The 21,313-nt window shown below is 37.0% G+C and carries 17 protein-coding genes; 6 read left to right on the forward strand and 11 right to left on the reverse strand.

Annotation, left to right across the window (positions count from 1 at the left end; genetic code table 11):
* Positions 1-62: 62 nt before the first annotated feature.
* Positions 63-1,874 carry a M3 family oligoendopeptidase gene (locus ACEN36_RS05075; protein WP_407126109.1) on the forward strand — a complete coding sequence of 604 codons (1,812 nt, stop codon included), beginning with the start codon at positions 63-65 and terminating at the stop codon, positions 1,872-1,874.
* Positions 1,875-1,896: 22 nt separating this feature from the next.
* The gene (locus ACEN36_RS05080; protein ID WP_407095655.1) at positions 1,897-3,708 is read left to right on the forward strand and encodes a M3 family oligoendopeptidase; all 1,812 of its coding nucleotides are present in this window, start codon (positions 1,897-1,899) and stop codon (positions 3,706-3,708) included.
* Positions 3,709-3,767: 59 nt separating this feature from the next.
* Here ACEN36_RS05080 and ACEN36_RS05085 read toward each other — a convergent pair whose 3' ends face one another.
* From ACEN36_RS05085 to ACEN36_RS05095, 3 genes are all read right to left on the reverse strand, one after another.
* Positions 3,768-4,685 (reverse strand): diacylglycerol/lipid kinase family protein, encoded by a 918-nt coding sequence (locus ACEN36_RS05085; RefSeq protein ID WP_407095654.1) that lies wholly within the window; start codon positions 4,683-4,685, stop codon positions 3,768-3,770.
* 155 nt (positions 4,686-4,840) lie between these two features.
* The gene (locus tag ACEN36_RS05090) at positions 4,841-6,361 is read right to left on the reverse strand and encodes an NlpC/P60 family protein (protein WP_407095653.1); all 1,521 of its coding nucleotides are present in this window, start codon (positions 6,359-6,361) and stop codon (positions 4,841-4,843) included.
* A 212-nt stretch (positions 6,362-6,573) separates the two neighbouring features.
* On the reverse strand, positions 6,574-7,119 hold the full coding sequence (locus ACEN36_RS05095; protein WP_407102791.1) for a DNA-3-methyladenine glycosylase I: 546 nt from the start codon (positions 7,117-7,119) through the stop codon (positions 6,574-6,576).
* Between the two features lie 185 nt (positions 7,120-7,304).
* On the opposite strand from ACEN36_RS05095, the gene ACEN36_RS05100 reads away from it, so the two are divergent.
* A complete protein-coding gene (locus tag ACEN36_RS05100; protein ID WP_407095781.1) occupies positions 7,305-8,264 on the forward strand; it encodes a rhodanese-related sulfurtransferase in 960 nt (319 codons plus the stop codon).
* Positions 8,265-8,375: 111 nt separating this feature from the next.
* Here ACEN36_RS05100 and ACEN36_RS05105 read toward each other — a convergent pair whose 3' ends face one another.
* The 5 genes from ACEN36_RS05105 to ACEN36_RS05125 form a co-directional block, all read right to left on the reverse strand.
* Positions 8,376-9,254 (reverse strand): VOC family protein, encoded by an 879-nt coding sequence (locus ACEN36_RS05105; RefSeq protein WP_407102787.1) that lies wholly within the window; start codon positions 9,252-9,254, stop codon positions 8,376-8,378.
* A gap of 36 nt (positions 9,255-9,290) precedes the next feature.
* Positions 9,291-9,959, reverse strand: a complete 669-nt coding sequence (locus ACEN36_RS05110; RefSeq protein ID WP_407095651.1) for a DUF421 domain-containing protein — start codon at positions 9,957-9,959, stop codon at positions 9,291-9,293.
* A gap of 178 nt (positions 9,960-10,137) precedes the next feature.
* Positions 10,138-10,941 (reverse strand): ABC transporter ATP-binding protein, encoded by an 804-nt coding sequence (locus ACEN36_RS05115; RefSeq protein WP_407095650.1) that lies wholly within the window; start codon positions 10,939-10,941, stop codon positions 10,138-10,140.
* Entirely contained in the window at positions 10,938-11,846 is a 909-nt protein-coding gene (locus ACEN36_RS05120; protein WP_407102786.1) for an ABC transporter permease, read from the reverse strand. The genes ACEN36_RS05115 and ACEN36_RS05120 overlap by 4 nt, the downstream gene beginning before the upstream one ends.
* A 39-nt stretch (positions 11,847-11,885) precedes the next feature.
* On the reverse strand, positions 11,886-12,863 hold the full coding sequence (locus tag ACEN36_RS05125) for an ABC transporter substrate binding protein (protein ID WP_407102785.1): 978 nt from the start codon (positions 12,861-12,863) through the stop codon (positions 11,886-11,888).
* Positions 12,864-13,529: 666 nt separating this feature from the next.
* Between ACEN36_RS05125 and ACEN36_RS05130 the strand changes: the two genes are divergently transcribed.
* Positions 13,530-16,535, forward strand: a complete 3,006-nt coding sequence (locus tag ACEN36_RS05130; protein WP_407102784.1) for a transglycosylase domain-containing protein — start codon at positions 13,530-13,532, stop codon at positions 16,533-16,535.
* A gap of 54 nt (positions 16,536-16,589) precedes the next feature.
* Here ACEN36_RS05130 and ccpA read toward each other — a convergent pair whose 3' ends face one another.
* Complete coding sequence (gene ccpA, locus ACEN36_RS05135) at positions 16,590-17,600, reverse strand: catabolite control protein A (protein ID WP_407102783.1); 1,011 nt, start codon at positions 17,598-17,600, stop codon at positions 16,590-16,592.
* Between the two features lie 231 nt (positions 17,601-17,831).
* Here ccpA and ACEN36_RS05140 point away from each other — a divergent pair, with 231 nt between their 5' ends.
* Entirely contained in the window at positions 17,832-18,929 is a 1,098-nt protein-coding gene (locus ACEN36_RS05140) for an aminopeptidase P family protein (protein WP_407095645.1), read from the forward strand.
* 79 nt (positions 18,930-19,008) lie between these two features.
* Here the strand turns inward: ACEN36_RS05140 and ACEN36_RS05145 are convergent, their stop codons facing one another.
* Positions 19,009-19,608, reverse strand: a complete 600-nt coding sequence (locus ACEN36_RS05145; RefSeq protein ID WP_407095644.1) for a YtxH domain-containing protein — start codon at positions 19,606-19,608, stop codon at positions 19,009-19,011.
* Between the two features lie 38 nt (positions 19,609-19,646).
* Entirely contained in the window at positions 19,647-20,081 is a 435-nt protein-coding gene (locus tag ACEN36_RS05150; protein ID WP_407095643.1) for a DUF948 domain-containing protein, read from the reverse strand.
* Positions 20,082-20,396: 315 nt separating this feature from the next.
* Here ACEN36_RS05150 and ACEN36_RS05155 point away from each other — a divergent pair, with 315 nt between their 5' ends.
* Complete coding sequence (locus ACEN36_RS05155) at positions 20,397-21,284, forward strand: mechanosensitive ion channel family protein (RefSeq protein WP_407102782.1); 888 nt, start codon at positions 20,397-20,399, stop codon at positions 21,282-21,284.
* The last annotated feature ends 29 nt before the right edge of the window (positions 21,285-21,313 follow it).

Genomic DNA, 21,313 nt, shown 5'->3' on the forward strand with positions numbered 1-21,313 from the left:
TTTTTGTATAAATTAATTCTACAATAAGAGAGGAAGATTAAAATTTAGAAAGGAAGTTATGGATGAAATATAATATTAACTGGGACATGGACTCTGTTTTTTCCGGTGGAAGTTCATCCGCCGATTTGCAAGAGAAAGTCCAGCTCATGAAACAGCAGTTAACAGATTTTTCTCAGAAAATAACCGATTGGGAATGGAAGAATGATCAACCATTATACACGGAGCTAAAAGATATTTTAACCTTACAGGAAGCACTCTCTTTTGGTTTGAGCGAGTCCAGTACCTTTATTCGCGGTCTAATGTCTGCTGATGTTACCGATAAACAAGCCGGTGCTGTTTACGGAAAGATTACTGAGATACGCAGCTCTTTTTCTACTGTACTAACTGTTTTAACGAAAAAGACAGTGGCTATCCCAGATAGTGAATGGGAAAAACTGATTTCACAACCTCCGTTTAATGAAGTTGCTTTCGTCTTAAACGAAGATCGGACTCAAGGGAAAGAATTATTAAGTGAAGAGGAAGAAGCTTTGATCAATAGTTTATCCTTGGATGGATTTAATGGCTGGGGTGATCATTATAACTCTATCGTTGCCACTATCTCCATTCCTTTTACGGAAAAAGACGGTAGTATCACGCAGCTTTCCGCTGGGCAAGCTCAGAATAAAATGGAGTCTGACCCAGATACAGCCGTTCGTCAGCAACTATTTACGGAGTGGGAAAAAGTCTGGAGCAAAAAAGCTCCTTTGTTTTCTGATTCTCTAAATCATTTAGCCGGTTTTCGTTTAGCAAATTATAAAGCGCATGGCGTAACAGACTTTATGAAACGGCCATTGGAATACAACCGTATGAGCAAAGCTACTTTAGATACTATGTGGGAGACGATCAATACCAATAAATCCATTGTCGTAGACTACTTAAATCGCAAAGCTGCTTTGCTCGGCAAAAATCAGCTTTCATGGGCAGATGTAGAAGCGCCCGTTTTATTAGGTGATTATGCACCTCAACGGTATCCTTTCGATAAAGGGGCAGACTTTATCGTAGAAAATTTCCGGAAATTCAGTGGAAAAATGGCTGATTTTGCTCAATACGCTTTTGATCACAGTTGGATAGAAGCAGAAAACCGAGGTGGAAAACGTCCTGGCGGGTATTGCGCCAATTTACCTGAGTCGGGTGAATCAAGGATATTTATGACTTATGCTGAGTCTCCAAACGAAGTATCCACTTTAGCTCATGAACTAGGACATGCTTTCCACAGCAGTGTGATGCGTGAATTACCAGCTTTGAATCGCGGTTATGCTATGAACGTTGCAGAAACGGCTTCTACTTTCGCAGAACTCATCGTTGCAGATGCGACCGTTCAAGAAGCTCAAAGCGAAGAAGAAAAAATCAATTTATTAGACAGCAAGATTCAACGTGCGGCTACGATGTTTATGAATATTCAAGCACGTTACCTTTTTGAAACTCATTTCTATAAAGAACGCCAAGAAGGCATTGTTACTGAAAATCGCTTAAATGAGTTGATGGAAGCTGCTCAAAAAGAAGCTTTTGAAAATAGTTTAAGTGACTACCACCCTGCTTTTTGGGCAAGCAAGCTGCATTTTTACAATACTGGAGTACCTTTCTACAATTTCCCTTATACATTTGGCTACTTGTTCAGTATGGGAATCTACGCCAAATCCTTAAATGAAGGAACAGAGTTTGAAGAACAATACATTTCCTTATTGCAAGACACGGGTTCTATGACTACTGAGGATCTGGCTCAAAAACATTTAAGTGTTGATTTGACTCAGCCTGACTTTTGGCAGCATGGAATCAATTTGATTGCAAATGATATTCATACATTTATGGCAATGACAGAAAAATATACTCATTAACTTATCGAAAGGACTGTTCACTATGAAATACAGTTTAACTTGGGACTTAGAATCTATTTTCCCTGGAGGAAGCGAATCTGCTGCATTACAAGACAAATTAGCTTTATTAGACAAACAAGCAACTGAACTAACCAACTCTGCTAAAGAATGGAATCCAGAGGCAGACAGCCCTAACTACACGGCCTTAGAAAAATTATTGAAGGTACAGAATGCTTTAATGGATGGAATCTCACAAACTTATACCTTTATTGAAGCTCTTCGTTCAGAAGACGTCAACAATAAACAAGCGGGAGCTTTATTTGGAAAGATTTTCGCTGTTACAAGTCGCTATCAAACAGCTCAAACTATCTTGACGAAAAAATTTGTACAAATTTCTGATACGGATTGGGCGCAATTGATTCAATTACCTGCTTTTAAGCCTGTTGAATTCGTTTTGAGTGAAACACGGTCGGAGGGAAAAGACCTCTTAAGTGAACAAGAAGAAAAGTTGATCAATGATTTATCCATCGATGGTTTTCAAGGTTGGAGCAATCACTATGATTCTCTAGTAGCTCAAATAGAAATCCCTTTTAAGGAAAAAGATGGAACAATTATTTACTTGTCAGCTGGACAAGCACAGAATAAAATGTACGGCGATCCAGATCCAGCCGTTCGTGAACAGCTCTTTGAAAATTGGGAAAAAGCATGGAGTTCACAATCTGCTCTGTTTTCTGACACGTTGAATCACTTGTCTGGGTTCCGTTTAGCGAATTATAAAGCACACGGTATTACAGATTTTTTAAAGAAACCGTTGGAATACAACCGTATGAAACGTGAGACGTTGGACGCTATGTGGAAAGCTATTAGCGATAACAAACAACCTTTTGTCGACTACTTAAATCGGAAAGCTCAATTATTAGGAAAAAATCAGTTAGCTTGGCAAGATATCGAAGCTCCTGTTATTGTCGGAGATGCTAAACCGAAAAAATATCCTTATGATGAAGGTGCTGATTTCGTAGTAGAAAACTTCCGTAAATTTAGTCCTAAAATGGCTGATTTTGCTCAACAAGCCTTCGATAATCAATGGATTGAGGTGGAAGATCGTCCTGGAAAAGCTCCCGGCGGTTATTGTTCAAGTCTTCCAGAAAGCAAAGAATCACGTATTTTTATGACGTATTCTGAATCTGCTAATGAAGTAGCTACCCTTGCTCATGAATTAGGCCATGCTTTCCATAGCGATGTGATGAAAGATCTGCCGGCAATGAACCAACAATATGCCATGAATGTTGCTGAAACAGCTTCTACATTTGCAGAACTCGTCGTTTCAGATGCTACGGTCAAAGATGCTAAAACAAAAGAAGATAAAATAACATTATTAGACAGCAAAATGCAAAACGCTTTAGCCATGTTCTTGAACATCCATGCTCGTTTCTTGTTTGAATCTCATTTTTATGAAGAAAGACAACAAGGTATCGTAACTGATGAACGCATTTCAGAATTAATGAAAGAAGCTCAAAAAGAAGCTTATCAAGGTGCTCTAAGCAATTATCACCCTACTTTCTGGGCCAGTAAATTGCACTTTTATATCTCAGATGTTTCTTTCTACAACTTCCCATACACTTTTGGATACCTGTTCAGCTTAGGTATTTACAACAGCTCTGTAGAAGATGGAGCAGGTTTTGAAGATAAATACATCGGCTTACTGAGAGATACTGGCCGTATGACCACTGAAGAATTAGCTCAAAAACACCTGAATGTCGATTTAACAAAACCAGACTTTTGGCAAGCAGGTATTTCTTTAGTGAAACAAGATGTGGAAACTTTCTTGGAATTGACCGAACGTTATCTAAAATAATGTTTTAAATAAAAACTAAGACCACCTATCAAGCTATTTCTTGATAGGTGGTCTTAGTTTTATTTTTTTTCAGTAGCCTTATTTGAAGATTTAGGTACCAATACCGTTAAATGCTGCGGCAATACTTGCAATGTCAGAGGTAAAGAATCACCTTCGTCACCATCGACATTTGCTACTAATTCTTTCGTTTCCTTTATTTGGATCGTTCCTGTTTTAAATTTTCGGTAAATAACTTTTTCATCCTCAATTGCTTTACCAGTAAATATTTTTGGAATCACTTTCAGCTTATCGATAACTGTTTTTCCTTTTAATGCCAACAAATGCAAATACCCATCATCTGTACTTGCATTAGGCAATAATGACTCAAATCCTCCTACTGAATTGGTTAGAGCTACTAAGACCAGAATAGATTCTTGCAAAATTTTTTCTTCATCCAAATCCAATTCAAAAGTGTAAGCTTCATTAGTACTAAGAGCTTTTGTTCCTTCTAAAAAATAAGCTAAAGGCCCTAGTTTAGTCTTTTGTTCTACATCGACCCCTTGTACTGCTTTTGGAATAGACCCAATAGCCACAACATTCGCAAAATAATGGTCATTGATTTTACCAATATCCAACTGTTTTCTCTCTAAAGTATCCAACCGAGCGATTGCTTCTTCAGGATCTAGAGGAATCCCTAATGCTCTGGCTAAATCATTTACTGTTCCTAAAGGAATAAAACTAAAGTCGGGCCTATATTCTTGTTCTGCTAATCCATTTATGCCTTCATTTACTGTCCCATCTCCCCCCATTACAAAAACAGCTGCTATCCCTTCCTCAGCTGCTGTTCTGGCAAAGTAAGCAGCATCTCCGCCTTTTTCCGTAAACTTAACGGTTACTTTATCATAGATCCCTGATAATTTTTTTTCAACTGCACCTGCTAAATTTTCAGCTTGTTCATTACCCGATGAAGGATTTACGATCAATACTGCTTCACCCATTCACATCACCTCATTTATCATTTCAAAACTTGTATAATTCTATTTTACGCATTTTAGATTTGTATAGCTACTTTAATGCTAGAAAAGACGCATAAAAAGAAGTTTTAAACTCTTCTTTTTATACGTCTCTTTTTTACATATTATTTAGCTCTATTTTAATATCTACCATAGAATACTGTGAAATTACCCCAATATACATTAGATTTGAAGTTGCTTACATAAGCTGGACCAGTGCTTGATTGAGATCCAACCATACTTCCATTACCTGTATAAATAGTTACATGGAAGATTCCACTTGGACTGCCATTGTTACTAAAGAATACTAAGTCTCCTGGTTGAGGGCTTGTTACTTTAGTTGATGAAGTATATTGAGCTCTTGAGTTACTTGGAATAGATTTTCCGGCTTTTGCAAAAACATATTGCGTAAATCCAGAACAATCGAATCCACTAGTTGACTTTCCACCCCAGCGATAAGGTATTCCTTGACCAGTTAGGCTGCCAGCAACTTGTAATACACTTCCGCTGGATACCACTGGTGCTTTTTCTTGTTCTTTTTCCTTCTCAGCTTCTTCTTTTGCTTTTTGAGCTGCTTGTTGTGCTTTTTCGCGCTCTCTTTGTTCTTTAGCTTGCTGTTCTCTTTCAGCTTGTGCCTTTTCTTGAGCTTCAGCTTTTTGAGCTGCTGCTTGGCTTGCTTGATTGTTATTTTGAGAAGATGGAGATGCAGTTTCTGTAGTTGAACTTGCATTTGATTCTGTATTCACGGCTTCAGTTGTTTCTGATACAGTCGCTGCAACAGACTCTTCTTGAACAGTCTCTTCAGAACTAGCTGTACTTTCTTCTTGCTCAGCGGCTGCAATTTGCGCTGCTTCTTCAGCTTCAGCAGCAAGACGCTCTTCTTCTTCTTTTTGTAATTGAGCTTCTGCTTCTGCTTGAATGCTCGTAAATTGAGCGACTTCTTGTTCAGCAGCTTCTTTTTGAGCAAGGAATGCAGAAATATCTTCTTCAGTAGTGGCCTTTTCCATAGCTAATTGAGCAACCAACACTTCTTTTTCTAGTAATTGTTGATCCATTTCTGAACGAGTTTGCTCTAATTCCATAGCAATTGCATTTTGTTGGTTGATCTTTTGTTCTGTTTGTTCAGTTTTCTTTACTACAGCTTCTTGATCGGCAATTTGTTCTTGAACTAAACTTTTATTTGCATCTACTAAGTCTGTTACTACATCAATTCTTCCGATGATATCGGCTAAAGATTCTGATTCAAGGATAAAATCTATGTAATTTTGACTGTATCCACTAGTTTGAACTGTTCGTGCTTGTTCTTTTAACTTTTCATTTCGTTCAGCTATTTTTGCTTCCAGCACTTCGATTTCATCTTTTAATGTTTGCATTTCTTTTTGAGCTGCTTCAATATCTTTGGCTAGTGCAGCAGTTTTTTCTTCATTATTGGTGATATTATTTGTAATAGTTTTTAATTCACTTTCAGTTGTAGAAACTTGAGATTGAATTTGGTTTAATTGAGTATTTTTTTCATTGATCAATAATTGAGTATTTTCAGCTTCTTTTTGAGCTTCTTCAATCTTATCAGTGTATTGTTCAGCTGCGACTTGAGTTGGTAAAATAAGGGAGCTAAATGTCATCGTTCCTAATAATGCGATAGTTACAAATTTCTTTTTCACAGAATCTTCTCCTCCAACGGTTGTTTTACTTCTTTCAAAGTCAAGGTATCCTTCTGGAATCCTTTTTACGATAAACGAAGTATAGCATACCTTATATATCAGCAATGTAACGTCAATATTACAGAATGATTAACAGCTCATTTGTCGAAATTCAGTCACAACTCCATCAAAAAAAAACTTTTATTTTCCTTTTTTATTGCTTTTCTCCCAAACTACTTAAACGCACACTCTATATGATGATCATTCATCAAGCCAGCAGCTTGCATATACGCATAACAAACGGTTGGACCCACAAAGGAAAATCCTTTTTTCTTTAAATCTTTCGATAATTTTTGTGACAATTCGTTTTGTGTCGGCACTTCTGACTCATCCCTAATTTGATGATCAATTGGTTGTCCATCTACATAGCTCCATAAATAGTGATTAAATGAGCCCCATTCTTTTTGAACTTCAATAAGAGCTTTTGCATTTGTCACAATAGATTTCACTTTTAACCGATTGCGAATAATATCAGGACTTTCTAAAAGTTGGGCTTGTTTTTCTATAGTATAGTCTTTGATAATATCTGGATTGAAATCATCAATAGCTTGACGATAGTTCTCTCTCTTTTTAAGGACGGTTTCCCAACTTAATCCTGCTTGCATGGTTTCAAGGATCAGCAGTTCAAATAATTTTGCATCATCATGCAATGGTTTTCCCCATTCTTTATCGTGGTACGCTTTCAGCAAATCTGTTTTTGCCCAAGAACATCGTTTCATCTTCATTCCTTCTTCCTCTACTTTTAAGAATTTCTGCTTATATGTCTTTTTTTCATCACTTTTTCCAAGTCCTTGATTTTATTTCTTTATATGGTGTATAATGTGTTGCTAGAATAGCAGACTTATATAGGTAAACCGTTTTTGCCTATTGTTTAGTGAATATTTTGGAGGTTATAACATTGACTATGGATTATCGAGTACTACTTTATTATAAATACACTACTATCGAAGAGCCAGAAGAATTTAGACGTCAACACCTTGCTTTTTGTAAAGATAACGAATTAAAAGGAAGAATTCTAGTGTCTGAAGAAGGTATCAACGGTACTGTTTCCGGTACTATTGAGGCTACTCAACGCTATATGGATACTATGCGTGCTGATGACCGTTTTTCAGATATGGTCTTCAAAATAGATCCCTCTGAAGGTCACGCATTTAAAAAAATGCATGTTCGTTACCGTCCAGAGATTGTCTCATTAAATTTGGAAGATGATGTGGATCCTAATGAAACTACAGGGAAATACTTAGAGCCAAAAGAATTCCGTGAAGCCTTGTTGGACGAAAATACAGTTGTCATCGATGCTCGGAATGACTATGAATTTGACTTAGGTCATTTTAGAGGCGCTGTACGTCCAGACATTAAAAATTTCCGTGATTTACCAGAATGGATTCGTGAAAACAAAGAACAATTTATGGATAAAAAAGTAGTTACTTACTGTACAGGTGGAATTCGATGTGAAAAATTCTCCGGCTGGTTATTAAAAGAGGGCTTCGAAGATGTTGCCCAATTGCATGGCGGAATTCACACTTACGGCACCGACCCAGAAGTTCAAGGAGACTTATGGGATGGAAAAATGTACGTATTTGACGAACGCATCAGTGTCCCAATCAACCGTAAAGAACACGTGGTTATAGGAAAAGACTGGTTTGACGGAACTCCTTGCGAACGTTATGTGAACTGTGGCGATCCAAAATGCAACCGCCAAATTATTACCTCTGAAGAAAATGAACACAAACATTTACGCGGTTGTTCTCATGAATGTCGTATTTCTCCAGAAAACCGCTATGTCAAAGAACACCATTTAAGTCGTGAAGAAGTTGCCGAACGTTTAGCAGCTATCAGCGAAAAATTGCCTGAAACAGTTTAAAAAGGAAAGAACATTTGACCAATCAAAAAAAGCCGTCTGACGCAAAGCTCATTTGCACCAGACGGCTTTTTTCATAGTATCGACTCTTTAGTGAATCTAGCCAAATCTTTACTATCCTTTATAAGCTTTTTCCAATTCAGCAATATCCATTTTTTTCATTTGCAAAAAGGCATCTGTGACGCGTTGCTTTTGTTCCTCATCTTTAGTGTCCATCAAGTCCTCTAAAATACTTGGAGAAATTTGCCAAGATACACCAAAGCGGTCTGTCAGCCACCCGCATTGTTCTGCTTCAGGAACTACAGAAAGTTTGTTCCACAAGAAGTCGATTTCCTCTTGCGTATCACAATTCACTAATATCGAAAAAGCTTCATTGAATTTAAACGCATGTGCTTCCACACTATCCATCGCTGAAAATTCCTTTCCTGCCAAAGTAAATGATGCATACTGCAGCATACCGTCTTGTTCAGGATTCTCTTTAGGATCATAGTAAGAAACGTTTTCTACTTTACTGTTTTCAAATAGAGACGTGTAAAAATCAATAGCTTCTTTTGCTCTTCCAGCTTGTTCACCAGCATACATCAAATTAGGAACGATTTTTTGCTCAAACGGCTGATTTGCATAAAATAGCTGCCATGAAACACCATAGCGGTCATTTATCCAGCCATACCACTCATTAAAAGGATAGTTGCCTAAATCCATTAAGACTGTCCCTTTTATTGATAAAGCTTTCCATAGATGATTGATTTCTTCTTTCGTAGTACAATTCACCATGAGGGAAATAGACGGATTTAATTGGAAAATGGGCCCTGCTGAGATAAACATGAAATCTTGTCCCTGTAATGTTAACGATACGGTGTCCGAATCGCCAGCAGGGGTCCCATGAAGTTGAACAACAGAATCTATTGTTGAATCTTCAAACAAAGAGGTGTAAAATTCGGCTGCTTCTACAGCTTCTTTATCAAACCAAAGATGTGGCACTATCTTTTGCATGTTAAACTCTCCTTTTTTATAGCCATCTTTTTTCATTTATCCATCTATATGCAATGACTGGTGAACGATTTGTGAATAAGGAACAACGTATAATCCATTTTCTTGAGACCATTCAGCATAGATAATTTTTTCAGGATCTGGATATCCAGCATTCGACAGTTCTTCCAACAACCAGTTTTTTTCTTTTCCAATGCTTTTGAGCGTCTTTTCCTCCATCTGGCCTTCATCAATCAGTAAGACGGTCAAAATAGACTCTACGTCAGATTTTTTCATCACGCTCACTTCTCCACCCGTCTCTAGGATAACGTAACGGGCTTCTTCCAAAGAAAAACAATTTTGACTTCTCAGCAATGCACGTAACTGTTCCATCTCCATGTGATTTTTCCCTAGTTCCTCTTCATTCAATTGGCCATTTTGAATAAGAACGCTGGGTTTCCCTTTAACGATATGATTGATTTCATCATTTTTCTGGACAAATACTTCTATCCCATAAATCAACATTCCCCAAACAGCTAAAGCAAATAAAATATGTCCAGCATGGACAGCATCATCATAAATGGACTCTTCAAGTATCCCTCCTAAAACGAGTGTATAAATCAAATCAAAGGGGGTGATTTCAGACATGGCTTTTTTCCCTAACGTCCGCATAACAATCAACAAACCAACTAATCCAACTAATAATTTGATCCCTATAGTGACAAACATTTTTCGACCTCCTACTATTCTACTGAATAAAAAAGGGGATTGAATTCCTTTTTTGTTTCTCCTTTAATTGTAAACCGTCACAACAAAAAATCCATCAAAGAGACTTAAAAAAAAACAAAAAAGAGGTATTCGTATAAGAGAACAATTCTTACACAAATACCTTTTTTAGTGGTTTCTTCTAACTGAGTATTAAGGCATCTTCATTCAACACACTACCGCTGTTTTTATGGAATAATTCCAGTAGACCTGGAATGGTTAACTGTTGTTTTTCTTCTCCCGTAATGTCCACCACAATATGTCCTTCATTCAACATGATCAATCGATTTCCATATTGAATAGCTTGTTCCATATTATGTGTGATCATTAAAGCCGTCAAGTTTTCTTCCTGAATAATTTTATTGGTCAAGTTCAATACCATTTGACTGGTTTTTGGATCTAAAGCAGCAGTGTGTTCATCCAATAATAATAATTTAGGGGTTACCAAACTAGCCATCAACAGCGTAACGGCTTGACGCTGTCCGCCTGATAACAATCCAATTTCCATTTTCATTCGTTTTTCCAGTCCTAACCCCAATCGTTTCAAGGCTTCTTGAAACAGTTCACGTTGCTCTTCTTTTACTCCTACTCCAAACCCGCGTTTTTTTCCTCTCTTCCAAGCAACTGCCATGTTTTCTTCTATAGTTAAACGAGAAGCTGTTCCCATACGAGGATCTTGAAATACGCGGCCAATATATTTAGCTCTCTTCATTGTCGGCTCTTTGGTGATGTCTTTTTCATCTAACAGAATCGTGCCTTCATCTACCATAAAACTTCCTGCAATACTGTTCATTAAGGTAGATTTTCCGGCTCCATTTCCTCCAATAATCGTGATAAAATCTCCTTCGTTTATCGTCAAATCGATCCCTTTTAACACGTGGTTCTCATTCACTGTACCCATTTCAAAACTTTTATGGATATTTTTCATTTCTAAAACAGGTCTCATAAAACTTCGGCTCCCTTCTTATTCTGTGGACGAATATTTTTTCTCGATTTTCCTGGCAGTTTAACTAGGGGAGAGGCTAAAGCTGCAATCAGCAGTAATGCAGAGAATAATTTCAGGTCTTGCGGATCAACGTTCATTTCTAGTACTAACGACAGCATCAAACGATACAGAATAGAACCTATAACGATAGTCATCAATCGTTTAGCAAATGTCATATTTCGGAAAATGACTTCCCCAATAATAATAGAAGCTAATGCGATAACAATCGTCCCGATACCGCTACTGATATCTGCAAATCCATTGTCTTGAGCAATCAATCCACCTGACATGGCAATCAATCCATTACATAACATATAAGAGATGATTTCCATTTTATCGGTATTGATCCCGTTTGCTTCACTCATCTCTGGATTGTCCCCTGTTGAACGAATTGCCAATCCTGTTTCTGTACTGTAAAAGACTTTTAAACATAGAATGACAAGAATTACTACGATTCCACCTACTACAAAAGTAGACAGCTTTGTCCCTACGCCCCACGATTCTACTGTTCTCATCAAAGTCGGTTCACCTAACAAATTGACATTGGCTTTTCCCATAACCCTTAAATTAATCGAATAAAGCCCTGTCATCGTAATGATTCCAGAAATCAAAGAAGGGATTTTCAATTTGGTGTGCAGCAATGCTGATATGACTCCAGCCAACATACCACTAACCAAGGCACACAATACGGCTATCCATGGTGGAACCCTGTTGACAATTAAAGTCGCTGTAATAGCTGCTCCTAATGGGAAACTACCTTCCGCTGTCAAATCAGTAATATTCAAGATTCGAACATTTAAATAAACTCCTATCGCCATCACTGACCACAATAAGCCTTGGGACGCACTTGATAATAAAATATCCATTAATTTTTACCGCTCCTTCATTTACAACCGCAAATTGTTTTATTCTGGCAATACAATACTATCCGGATCGATACCTAATGCTTCTGCCATTTCTTTATTGACAACTAATTCCAAACTATCAGAAGTTTCAACAGCGATATCTGCTGGATCAGCATCTTCTTCAATAATTTTCAGGGCCATTTTTGCTGTTTGCCGTCCTAAATCTTCATAATTGATCCCATATGTTGCCAACCCTCCAGCTTCTACTTGTTCAGCTGATCCAGCAACAACCGGCAATTGATATTCGATGGCAATATTTCCTACAGTTGCTGCTGTACTGGCCAGTGTGTTGTCTGTTGGAATATATAATCCGTCTACATCTTGTGCTAAAGTTGTCAATACTTGCTGTACATCATTTGTTGAGGCCACCGTTAACACTTCAACAGTAACTCCTTCAGCTTCTAAAGCTTCTATAGCTAAGTTTGCTTGAATCTCTGAATTGGGTTCTCCAGCGTTATAAATAATTCCGATCGATTCTGCTTCAGGTGTAAGTGAAAGCAGAAGTGCTATTTGTTCTTCAATGGGAACCATATCGCTTGTTCCCGTAATGTTGCGTCCTGGAGCTTCATTACTGTCGACTAATCCTGCATCAACAGCATCCGTAACAGCTGTGAAAAGGATCGGGTCTCCACTTGTTTCATTAGCTAATGACTGAGCTGCTGGAGTCGCAATAGACAAAATAACATCGTTTTCTCCTACCAATTGCTGACTCATACTTTGAAGGTTCGCTTGATCTCCTTGAGCATTTTGGTAGTCGACTGTTAAGTTTTCTCCTTCTTTGTAGCCTGCATCCTCTAATTCAGCTAAAAAACCTTTACGAGCTGAACTTAATGATTCGTGTTCCATAAACTGCAGGACTCCTATATCGATTGAGCCATCATCTGCCGAACTACCTGAACCACAAGCTGCTAATACCAATCCAGCTAGTAAAGTGATTCCTCCTGCTACTACTTTTTTCATTTGTGTTGTTTTTTTCATTTTCATTTCCCCCTAGTTTTTTTTATTTATTTGATGCAACATTTTTCTTTCCTCACCTCTCTTTAAATAAAATAAAAGCACCTATTTAGATGATAAAAATCTAAATAGGTGCAAATCGTATACATTATTGATTGATTTTTTTAGCAGCCACTTAGATTTTTTCATCTATGCGGCTGGTTTTTAAACATTCTAAAATGCTTTAGCCACTATAGACACAAACTTGGTTCTGTTTGCATCCATAATGTTTATGTCTACAAACAGCGTCTAAAATAGCTAAAGTAAAAATTATTCAGATTTATGTGTTCTTTTATTATCAGTGTTTTCATTAAGAATCACTCGCAATCTAAATTTGATATTATTAGTATAATGGAATGATAATGAGAATGTCAACCGCTAAATTAAAACAAACTCATTTTAGTACCGCCTTATTTTAATTCTTATTGAATAGTTCTTTTAATTTTGAACGTTTAGTTGACAAAATAACACTTTTTAGCAACTATATTTTTTGTCATTAAGATAAAAATTTTCTTTTTTTTTTATATTTGGTATAATGAGCGGAGCAATATGGAAGATACAAGAACCTGATTTAGATAGGGAAATACTGTACTTCCTTTTTTTATATTCTAATTTGCAACGATACTTTATAGATTATGAGGTGATTTACATTTGAACGATTCTGGAAATAATAATGGTCCTTCTCTATGGGATAAGATTTCACAAACCGGAAAGTCTGTTTATCAAGAAAGTGCCCGTTTTATACGTAAGAGCTGGGAAACTTTTAGTGATGAAATTTATCCCAAAGTAAGATCATCTGTAAAAAGGACTTATCTTTCGTGTAAAAAAGGGTTAAAAAAAGGCTGGCTTTCATTTAAAACATTTAGTCTGGCTCTTTTAGCGAGAATAGGAGCTTTCTTTTCTTCTACTAAGGAAAGTTTGCAAAATAAGTGGACTGCCTTCCAGGAAGAAAGAAAAAAGAATAACGAACAGACTGTCGAAAATGAAGCTTCTTATGCTGATGAAGAGAATATGGATTCTACAGAGGTATCTTCTGAAGACAATGAGAAATCCTCTACCTTCTTAGGAAAAGCTGTTTTTGGTTTCAATGTAGCTTACAACGTGACTAGAAATCTTGTTATTATTCTTACGATTCTTTTGCTTATTGGTGGAGCTTTTGCAGGCGGAGCTGGAATGGGGTTGTTCGCTTCATTGGTATCCGGACAAGAGCCGCCTGATTATGAAGAAATGCAATTAGCCATTGGCAATGTAGAACAAACCTCTACTATGTATTATGCTGGCGGAGAAACAATCAGTGATTTTAGGTCTGATTTAAAAAGGACTAATATTCCATTAAGCGAAATTTCTGAGGACGTCCTTAACGGTATCGTTGCTACAGAAGATGAATACTTCTGGGAACATCCTGGAGTTGTTCCAAAAGCGGTATTGCGTGCGCTGGTACAGCAATTACTGGGATCTAGCGTATCCTCAGGCGGATCCACTTTGACGCAACAATTAGTCAAACAACAAATTTTATCTCCTGAAGTTACCTTTGAAAGAAAAGTAAATGAAATCTTGATTGCCTTTCGGGTAGAAAATTATTTTTCCAAGGAAGAAATATTGCAGGCTTACCTGAATGTCTCCCCATTCGGCAGAAATAGTTTGGGGCAAAATATCGCTGGTGTACAGGAAGCTGCAACAGGTATCTTCGGTGTAACTGCCAAAGACCTCACACTTCCGCAAGCGGCTTTCATCGCAGGACTTCCACAAAACCCAATCACTTATAGCCCTTATACAAATGCAGGTGAAGTGAAAGAAGATCAGTCAAACGGATTTAATCGAAAAAATGAAGTATTGTTCCGTATGTTCCGCGAGGGGTATATTACTGAAGAGGAATACAGCAGTGCACGTGAATACGACTTGACACAAGATTTCATTCTTCGTCAAGACAGCGAGCAAGAAACAAATTCTTTCGCGTACGATGCTGTGGAAACAGAAGCTCGTACAATCGTGATGGAAATGCTCTATACGACTGACGGATATACAAAAGAGGAAATTGATGCTGACTCTGATTTGTACCAACAGTACTATGAACGAGCTGACGATGATTTACGTCTAAATGGATATAAAGTGTATTCCACTATTGATAAATCCATTCATGATGCATTAGAAAAAGTGGCTTCTGAATATGGCCCTACTTTAGGACAAACGAAACAAGCTCCTGCCGTTTATGATCAAGACAGCGGTTCTTATATCCAACCAATGGAAGAAGATCCGAAAACCGGTGAATCTGTTCCTAAAATGGTGGATATCCAAGTTGGTTCTTCTCTGGTAGACAATGCAACTGGTCGAATCATTGCTTTTGTCGGTGGGACAAATTACATGGACAATATGCTGAATCATGGATTATACGTAGAAAGACAACCCGGATCGACCATAAAACCGATACTAGTCTATGCTCCTGCTTTAGAAAATGGTTTGATCACACCTGCAAGTATGGTGTCGGATTCACGTTTATTCGTGCCAAACTGGTCTAATGGACGGATTGAAGGGAAAGAAGTAACAAACGTCGGAAACGTCTATTCAGGTAAAAATGTTTCTGTCAGAGAATCTTTAGTGAATTCCATGAACATCCCTACATCTCGTATTTATTTAAAAATGTTAGAAGACAACTCTGCTCCTGGTGAATATCTGCCATTAATGGGAATTGGTGCAGATGCTGTTCATCCGAATGAATACAAAAATGCTGCATTAGCTCTTGGCGGTACAGGTAATACAGAGGTTAATGATGAAGGTGTGATTGTCAGCAGAACTTATGGTCCAACTATAGTAGAAATGGCCAGTGCTTATACTACATTAGCCAATAAAGGGACCCATGTTGATGCATTCCTTATTGAACGAATTGAAAACAAAAATGGTGAAGTGATCTACCAACATGAATCTGAAGCGACAAAAGTGTTCACTCCTGAAACTGCTTATATGACAGTTGATATTCTTAGAGGAGTTATGGAGAACAGTACTGTGAAAGGTACTGAAGATTTATTGAATTTCTCTGCAGATATTGCCGGAAAAACCGGAACATCTAATGATCGAGAAGATATTTGGTTTATTGGTATGACCCCTACAGTAACATTAAGTACTTGGATGGGTTATGACGTAGACAATATCTCCATCGAAACTGAAAACGGCGTTCACCCAAGTAAAAGAAATCTCAACTTTTGGGCTAGGTTAATGAATGCTGTGTATGAAAATAATTCTACTTTGATAGGTACGGATAAAACCTTTGTTCAACCAGAAGGCATCGTGACAGATACCATATTGGCTGAAACTGGTATGAAGTCTGGGGAGATTACAGTCCCAGCTGGTTCAGTTGCAGCAGCCCAACAGTCAGAATTGCAATATGCAAAATTTGAAGAAAGAGATTCAAACACAACTCCTTCCAGTTGGTTGCAAGATGGATCTAAAGTATCTATTTCTGGGCAAACGAAACAAGAGATTTTTGCAAGTGATAAAGTTCCAGGTACGACCACTTATGATTTCTTAATTGGTAGCCCAGCTCATATCCAAAATGCTTTTTGGAAATCAAAAGCTGGATCTGGTGCTCAGCCACCATCTAGTGAAGAGAACGAAACGGAATCTGAAGAAACATCTCCTGATGATGAAAACAGCGAAGAGTAGATTAAACTGAAAAAGCCGACCTTGGAATTTACCAAGGTCGGCTTTTTTGGATGATTAATTCTCTGAACGAGTCGTTCCTCTATTAGCTACATGATAAGGCAAGACAATTGTTTTTTCATCTGTTTCTTCCTTATTCATCAATTTAGTCAACAGTCTCATTGCTACCGCACCAATATCATATAGAGGTTGAGTAATAGTACTTAATTTTGGACGTGTCATTTCAGTCAATTTAGAATTATTTGCTGTTACAATTTCAAAATCTTCTGGTACTTTAACGCCTCTGTCCAGTGCACCATTCAAGATACCTACAGCTAATTCGTCATCTCCAACAAATGCAGCTGTAGCACCAGATTCAGCTAACTTAGTAAAGACTTCTTCTCCAGTAGTAAATGTATATTCTGATTCAAATACTAAACTTTCATCGTATTCCATATTAGCTTTTTCTAATGCTTCTTTGTATCCAGCTAAACGATATACACCATTGATCGGTTCAGTTTGCAACCCAGAAACAAAAGCAATTCTTTCATTACCGGATTTAATCAATTCTGTGACTACTTCTTCTGTCGCATTTTTGTAATCAATGTTTACACTGCCCATTTGATCATCAGGATCTACAGTTCCAGCTAAAACAACTGGGGTTTTAGAACGGGAAAATTCAGCTCTCATTTCATCTGTGATTTTGTGACCCATGTAGATGATTCCATCTACTTGTTTTGCAAGTAAGGTGTTTAACACTTGAACTTCTTTTACATCGTTTTGGTCTGAGTTAGCTAAAATAATATTGTATTTGTACATAGTTGCAATATCATCGATCCCTCTTGCTAAAGAAGAAAAATACAGATTCGTAACGTCTGGTATAATAACTCCTACAGTCGTTGTTTTCTTGCTTGCTAAACCTCGTGCTACGGCATTTGGACGATAATCCAAGCGATCAATAACATCCAAAACTTTTTTTCGTGTAGTAGGTTTTACATTCGGGTTGCCGTTAACAACACGAGAAACAGTTGCCATTGAAACATTTGCTTCACGAGCAACATCATAGATTGTAATTGTTTGTTTTTCCATTATAAGTATCTCCTTTAAATTCAGTTCTGTTCACTTTTTTATCTCACTTTTCAATATGTATAATCTACCAAATCTATCATAAGATTGCAAGCGGTTTATATTTATTTTCATGAAAATTTCACAATTGTTTTCAGACAGCGGTTTCAATTGTTCTTTTAAAGTAGTTATCTGGCCTATTTTAATGCTACAATAAGATAGAAAAACAAGTTCTCTAGAAAGTAGGTCATTAAAATGTTAAAACAATTAGAACTATTGCAAGAATGGTTGGAAGAAGAAAATAAAGAAGCAGTTTTTATCAATGATCCAGGAAACGTAGCTTACTTTAGTGGTTACGAAAGTGAACCGCATGAAAGAATTTTAGCTCTGATGGTTTTAAAAAACGCTTCTCCTTTTCTTTTTGTACCAGCTTTAGAAAAAGAAGATGCTTTGAATAGTGCATGGGAGTATGATGTATTTGACTACTTAGACCATGAAAACCCGTGGGAATTGATTCGCCAAGCGGTTGAACAGCGGGCAGGATCTTTAACAACCTTAGCTATTGAAAAGGAGTTTTTGACTGTTGCTCGTCTAGAACAATTGCAAATGGTATTCCCTAAAGTAAATTTTTCAGATGCTACTCCTAAAATCCAAGGGATGAAATTAATCAAAACAAAAGATGAAATACAAAAAATGAGTGAAGCTGGAAAATGGGCTGATAAAGCTTTAGAAATTGGGTTTAAAGCGATTAAAGAAGGTATTCAAGAACAAGAAATCGTAGCTGAAATTGAATACGAATTAAAAAAAATGGGTATCAAAAATATGAGTTTTGAAACAATGGTATTAACCGGAGACAATGCTGCTAGTCCACATGGTGTTCCTGGAAATCGACGTATTCAAAAAAATGATCTTGTTTTATTCGATTTAGGGGTTGTGCACGATGGGTATACCAGTGACGTGACACGTACTGTTGCCTTCGGAGAACCTAGTGAAAAAGCTCGAGAAATCTATGAGATTGTTTTAAAAGCGAATGAAGCGGCAATAGCAGCGGTCAAACCAGGGGTAACCGCTGGAGAACTCGATAAAATCGCCAGAGACATTATCACTGATGCCGGTTACGGTAAATATTTTAATCATCGATTAGGACACGGTTTAGGAAGCAGCGTACATGAATTTCCTTCCATTATGGAAGGAAACGATTTAGTGATTCGGGAAGGTATGTGTTTTTCTATTGAGCCAGGTATTTATGTTCCCGGTGTTGCCGGTGTTAGAATTGAAGATTGTGTATATGTAACTGCCGATAGTTGTGAAGTATTTACACATACTCCTAAAACATATACTAGTATTTCATAAAATACTGACTTTAAGAACATCAAAAAAGAGAAGCGGATTTTTAGTCCCGCTTCTCTCTTTTGATGTTCTAAATGAATCGTTAAATCCCTACATTTGTATTAGTAGTTTTTTCCCCATCACTATTTTCTTTTGTCTGTTCGGTACTAGTGTTGGTTGTACGATAATCAGGGTCTTCTTTTGCTTTTTCTTGATCATAATCGAAATCCATTGTAGCTCTTTCGACTTCTTTTTTCATATTATCAGAAGTAAATTGAGGCATTTCTTTTGCTTTTTCCATGTCAGAAATGACTTTTTCATTTTCTGTTTGGAAGTCTTCTTTTGCTTCTGAGCCTTTTTCTTTCATTTCATCCGTAGCATCTTTCACTTCAGACTGGATATCTTTTAAATCTTCTTTCGCTTCTTGTGTACTTGAAGACATTTGACTCTTCATTTTATTAGCTGTATCTTTCAAACTGATTTTAATGTCATCTGTTGCATTTACTGCAACATCTTTCATTTCAGTTCCTTTTTCTTTTGCAATTTGTGAATATTCTTTAGCTGTTCCTTTAGCCTTATCAGCTTGGTCAGAAAGATCTGATCTCAATTCTTTCCCTGATTTAGGTGCAAATAACAGTGTAGTCGTTGCAGCAGCTGCTGCTCCTAAAATTGCTCCTAATAAAAATCCGCCTTTTTTACTCATACATTATCCATCCTTCCCAGTTTTGATCTCAGTATTGATTAGTTTGATTCTTTTTTATTTTTTCTTTTGCGATTCATGTTCATCGCTGTCTTACCTACTTTTGTTGCCACTCCTGTTTGTGCAGTACGTTTCGTCACTCCTGTAACACGATCCGTTAAGTTACGTGTTGAAGAGTTTAAACTTGAAACAGAAACCCCCAAATCTCCAATAGCTTGGAATAAAGGATCTGTTTTGCCCAGCTTGCCATTTACGTCATCTAATGTAGTGTTGGATTTATTCAATAACCCCTCTACTTCGATTAATAAATTATCCGCATCTTTAGTAATGACACGAAGACTGGAATTCGCTTCCTTAACTGTGCTGGAAACTTCTCCCATAATTTTTGATACTTTAAGCAAGACAATCACTAAAAAGACCACTAATACTGCAAATGCAACTGCAGCAATTAATGCAGCAATTTCTCCACCTGTCATATGAATCCCTCACTTCCTATAAATTTTATCGTGTTATTTTTTAATAGAAGCTTGTGTGACTTATACAATTGAGCCAGCTATTAAAAAACGTTTTCCTATTCGAATATAGAATACCATTTAAAAAAAAGGACTTCAAACAATACGAAATGGAATACACAAAAAAATTTATTATTTTTTTCTTACTTAATCAGATACTCATTTTTCCCCTTTATAAAATGCGGTTTTTAGAAGTTAAAACTCGGTTGGTTTTATTTATCGCCTTTTTTTGTTAAGATATAAATCAATGTGAGTTAATTTTTAACGAGGTGAAGAAAATTGGATGAAAGTAACGTTACAGATAATGTAGTAAATGAGGTAGTAGAAAAAACAAGTCTCTTTAATCAATATTGGAATTCCATTGATTGGAATGAAGTAATCAGTAATGTTTTGACTACTGCAATTCAAATTATTTTTTTCCTAATATTATTTTACATTGTGAAAAGAATTGGAGATTTTTTAATCAGCCAAGCTTTCACTAGATATAGGAAAAAAGAGAGCATTACTATCAATCGACTGAATACATTAAATAGTCTATCAAAAAATCTTTTTCATGCATTACTAGGATTTCTAGTAGCTTATTCTGTTTTAACTGTCTTAGGTGTACCTGTCGGATCCTTATTGGCTGGAGCTGGAGTGATCGGGTTAGCCTTATCTTTAGGTGCTCAAGGTTTTGTTAGTGATATCGTAAACGGATTTTTCTTGTTGCTTGAAAAACAATTGGATGTCGGAGATGTGGTCGAATTGGATACCGTTTCAGGTACCGTTGTCGACGTAAATTTAAAAACTACTCAAGTCAAAAGTTTCGATGGAACGCTGAATTACGTACCCAACCGTTACATTACTATTGTCAGCAATAAATCACGCGAGGACATGCAAGTAATGATCAATATCCGTTTATACCCTGATGCAGATGTCCAAAGAGTTTCTAGTGTCATTCAAGAGGTTAATGAACGTTTAGTACCTCAATACCCTGAAATTACTGAAGAACCATCTTACACAGGTCTCATTGATATCGGAGATGGACAAACAGGGATTCGAATTACCATGTATACCTTGAATGGTCAGCAATATAGTGTTCAACATAGCTTTTTCCAAGAGTATGTTACCAGCTTATCGGAAGCCGGTATAGAAATACCTATAACGACTTTTAATATGAAAGCTTAAAAAAAATACTCAAACCGTCAGCAATAGAC

This window comes from Desemzia sp. FAM 23989, assembly GCF_045528345.1.
Taxonomy (GTDB): domain Bacteria; phylum Bacillota; class Bacilli; order Lactobacillales; family Carnobacteriaceae; genus Desemzia.

Bases quoted from the DNA above. Each gene is read 5' to 3' on its own strand.
- ACEN36_RS05075 (WP_407126109.1), top strand. From the start codon at position 63: ATGAAATATAATATTAACTGGGACATGGACTCTGTTTTTTCCGGTGGA.
- ACEN36_RS05080 (WP_407095655.1), top strand. From the start codon at position 1,897: ATGAAATACAGTTTAACTTGGGACTTAGAATCTATTTTCCCTGGAGGA.
- ACEN36_RS05085 (WP_407095654.1), bottom strand. From the start codon at position 4,685: ATGGGTGAAGCAGTATTGATCGTAAATCCTTCATCGGGTAATGAACAA.
- ACEN36_RS05095 (WP_407102791.1), bottom strand. From the start codon at position 7,119: ATGAAACGATGTTCTTGGGCAAAAACAGATTTGCTGAAAGCGTACCAC.
- ACEN36_RS05100 (WP_407095781.1), top strand. From the start codon at position 7,305: ATGGATTATCGAGTACTACTTTATTATAAATACACTACTATCGAAGAG.
- ACEN36_RS05105 (WP_407102787.1), bottom strand. From the start codon at position 9,254: ATGCAAAAGATAGTGCCACATCTTTGGTTTGATAAAGAAGCTGTAGAA.
- ACEN36_RS05110 (WP_407095651.1), bottom strand. From the start codon at position 9,959: ATGTTTGTCACTATAGGGATCAAATTATTAGTTGGATTAGTTGGTTTG.
- ACEN36_RS05115 (WP_407095650.1), bottom strand. From the start codon at position 10,941: ATGAGACCTGTTTTAGAAATGAAAAATATCCATAAAAGTTTTGAAATG.
- ACEN36_RS05120 (WP_407102786.1), bottom strand. From the start codon at position 11,846: ATGGATATTTTATTATCAAGTGCGTCCCAAGGCTTATTGTGGTCAGTG.
- ACEN36_RS05125 (WP_407102785.1), bottom strand. From the start codon at position 12,863: ATGAAAAAAACAACACAAATGAAAAAAGTAGTAGCAGGAGGAATCACT.
- ccpA (WP_407102783.1), bottom strand. From the start codon at position 17,600: ATGGAAAAACAAACAATTACAATCTATGATGTTGCTCGTGAAGCAAAT.
- ACEN36_RS05140 (WP_407095645.1), top strand. From the start codon at position 17,832: ATGTTAAAACAATTAGAACTATTGCAAGAATGGTTGGAAGAAGAAAAT.
- ACEN36_RS05145 (WP_407095644.1), bottom strand. From the start codon at position 19,608: ATGAGTAAAAAAGGCGGATTTTTATTAGGAGCAATTTTAGGAGCAGCA.
- ACEN36_RS05150 (WP_407095643.1), bottom strand. From the start codon at position 20,081: ATGACAGGTGGAGAAATTGCTGCATTAATTGCTGCAGTTGCATTTGCA.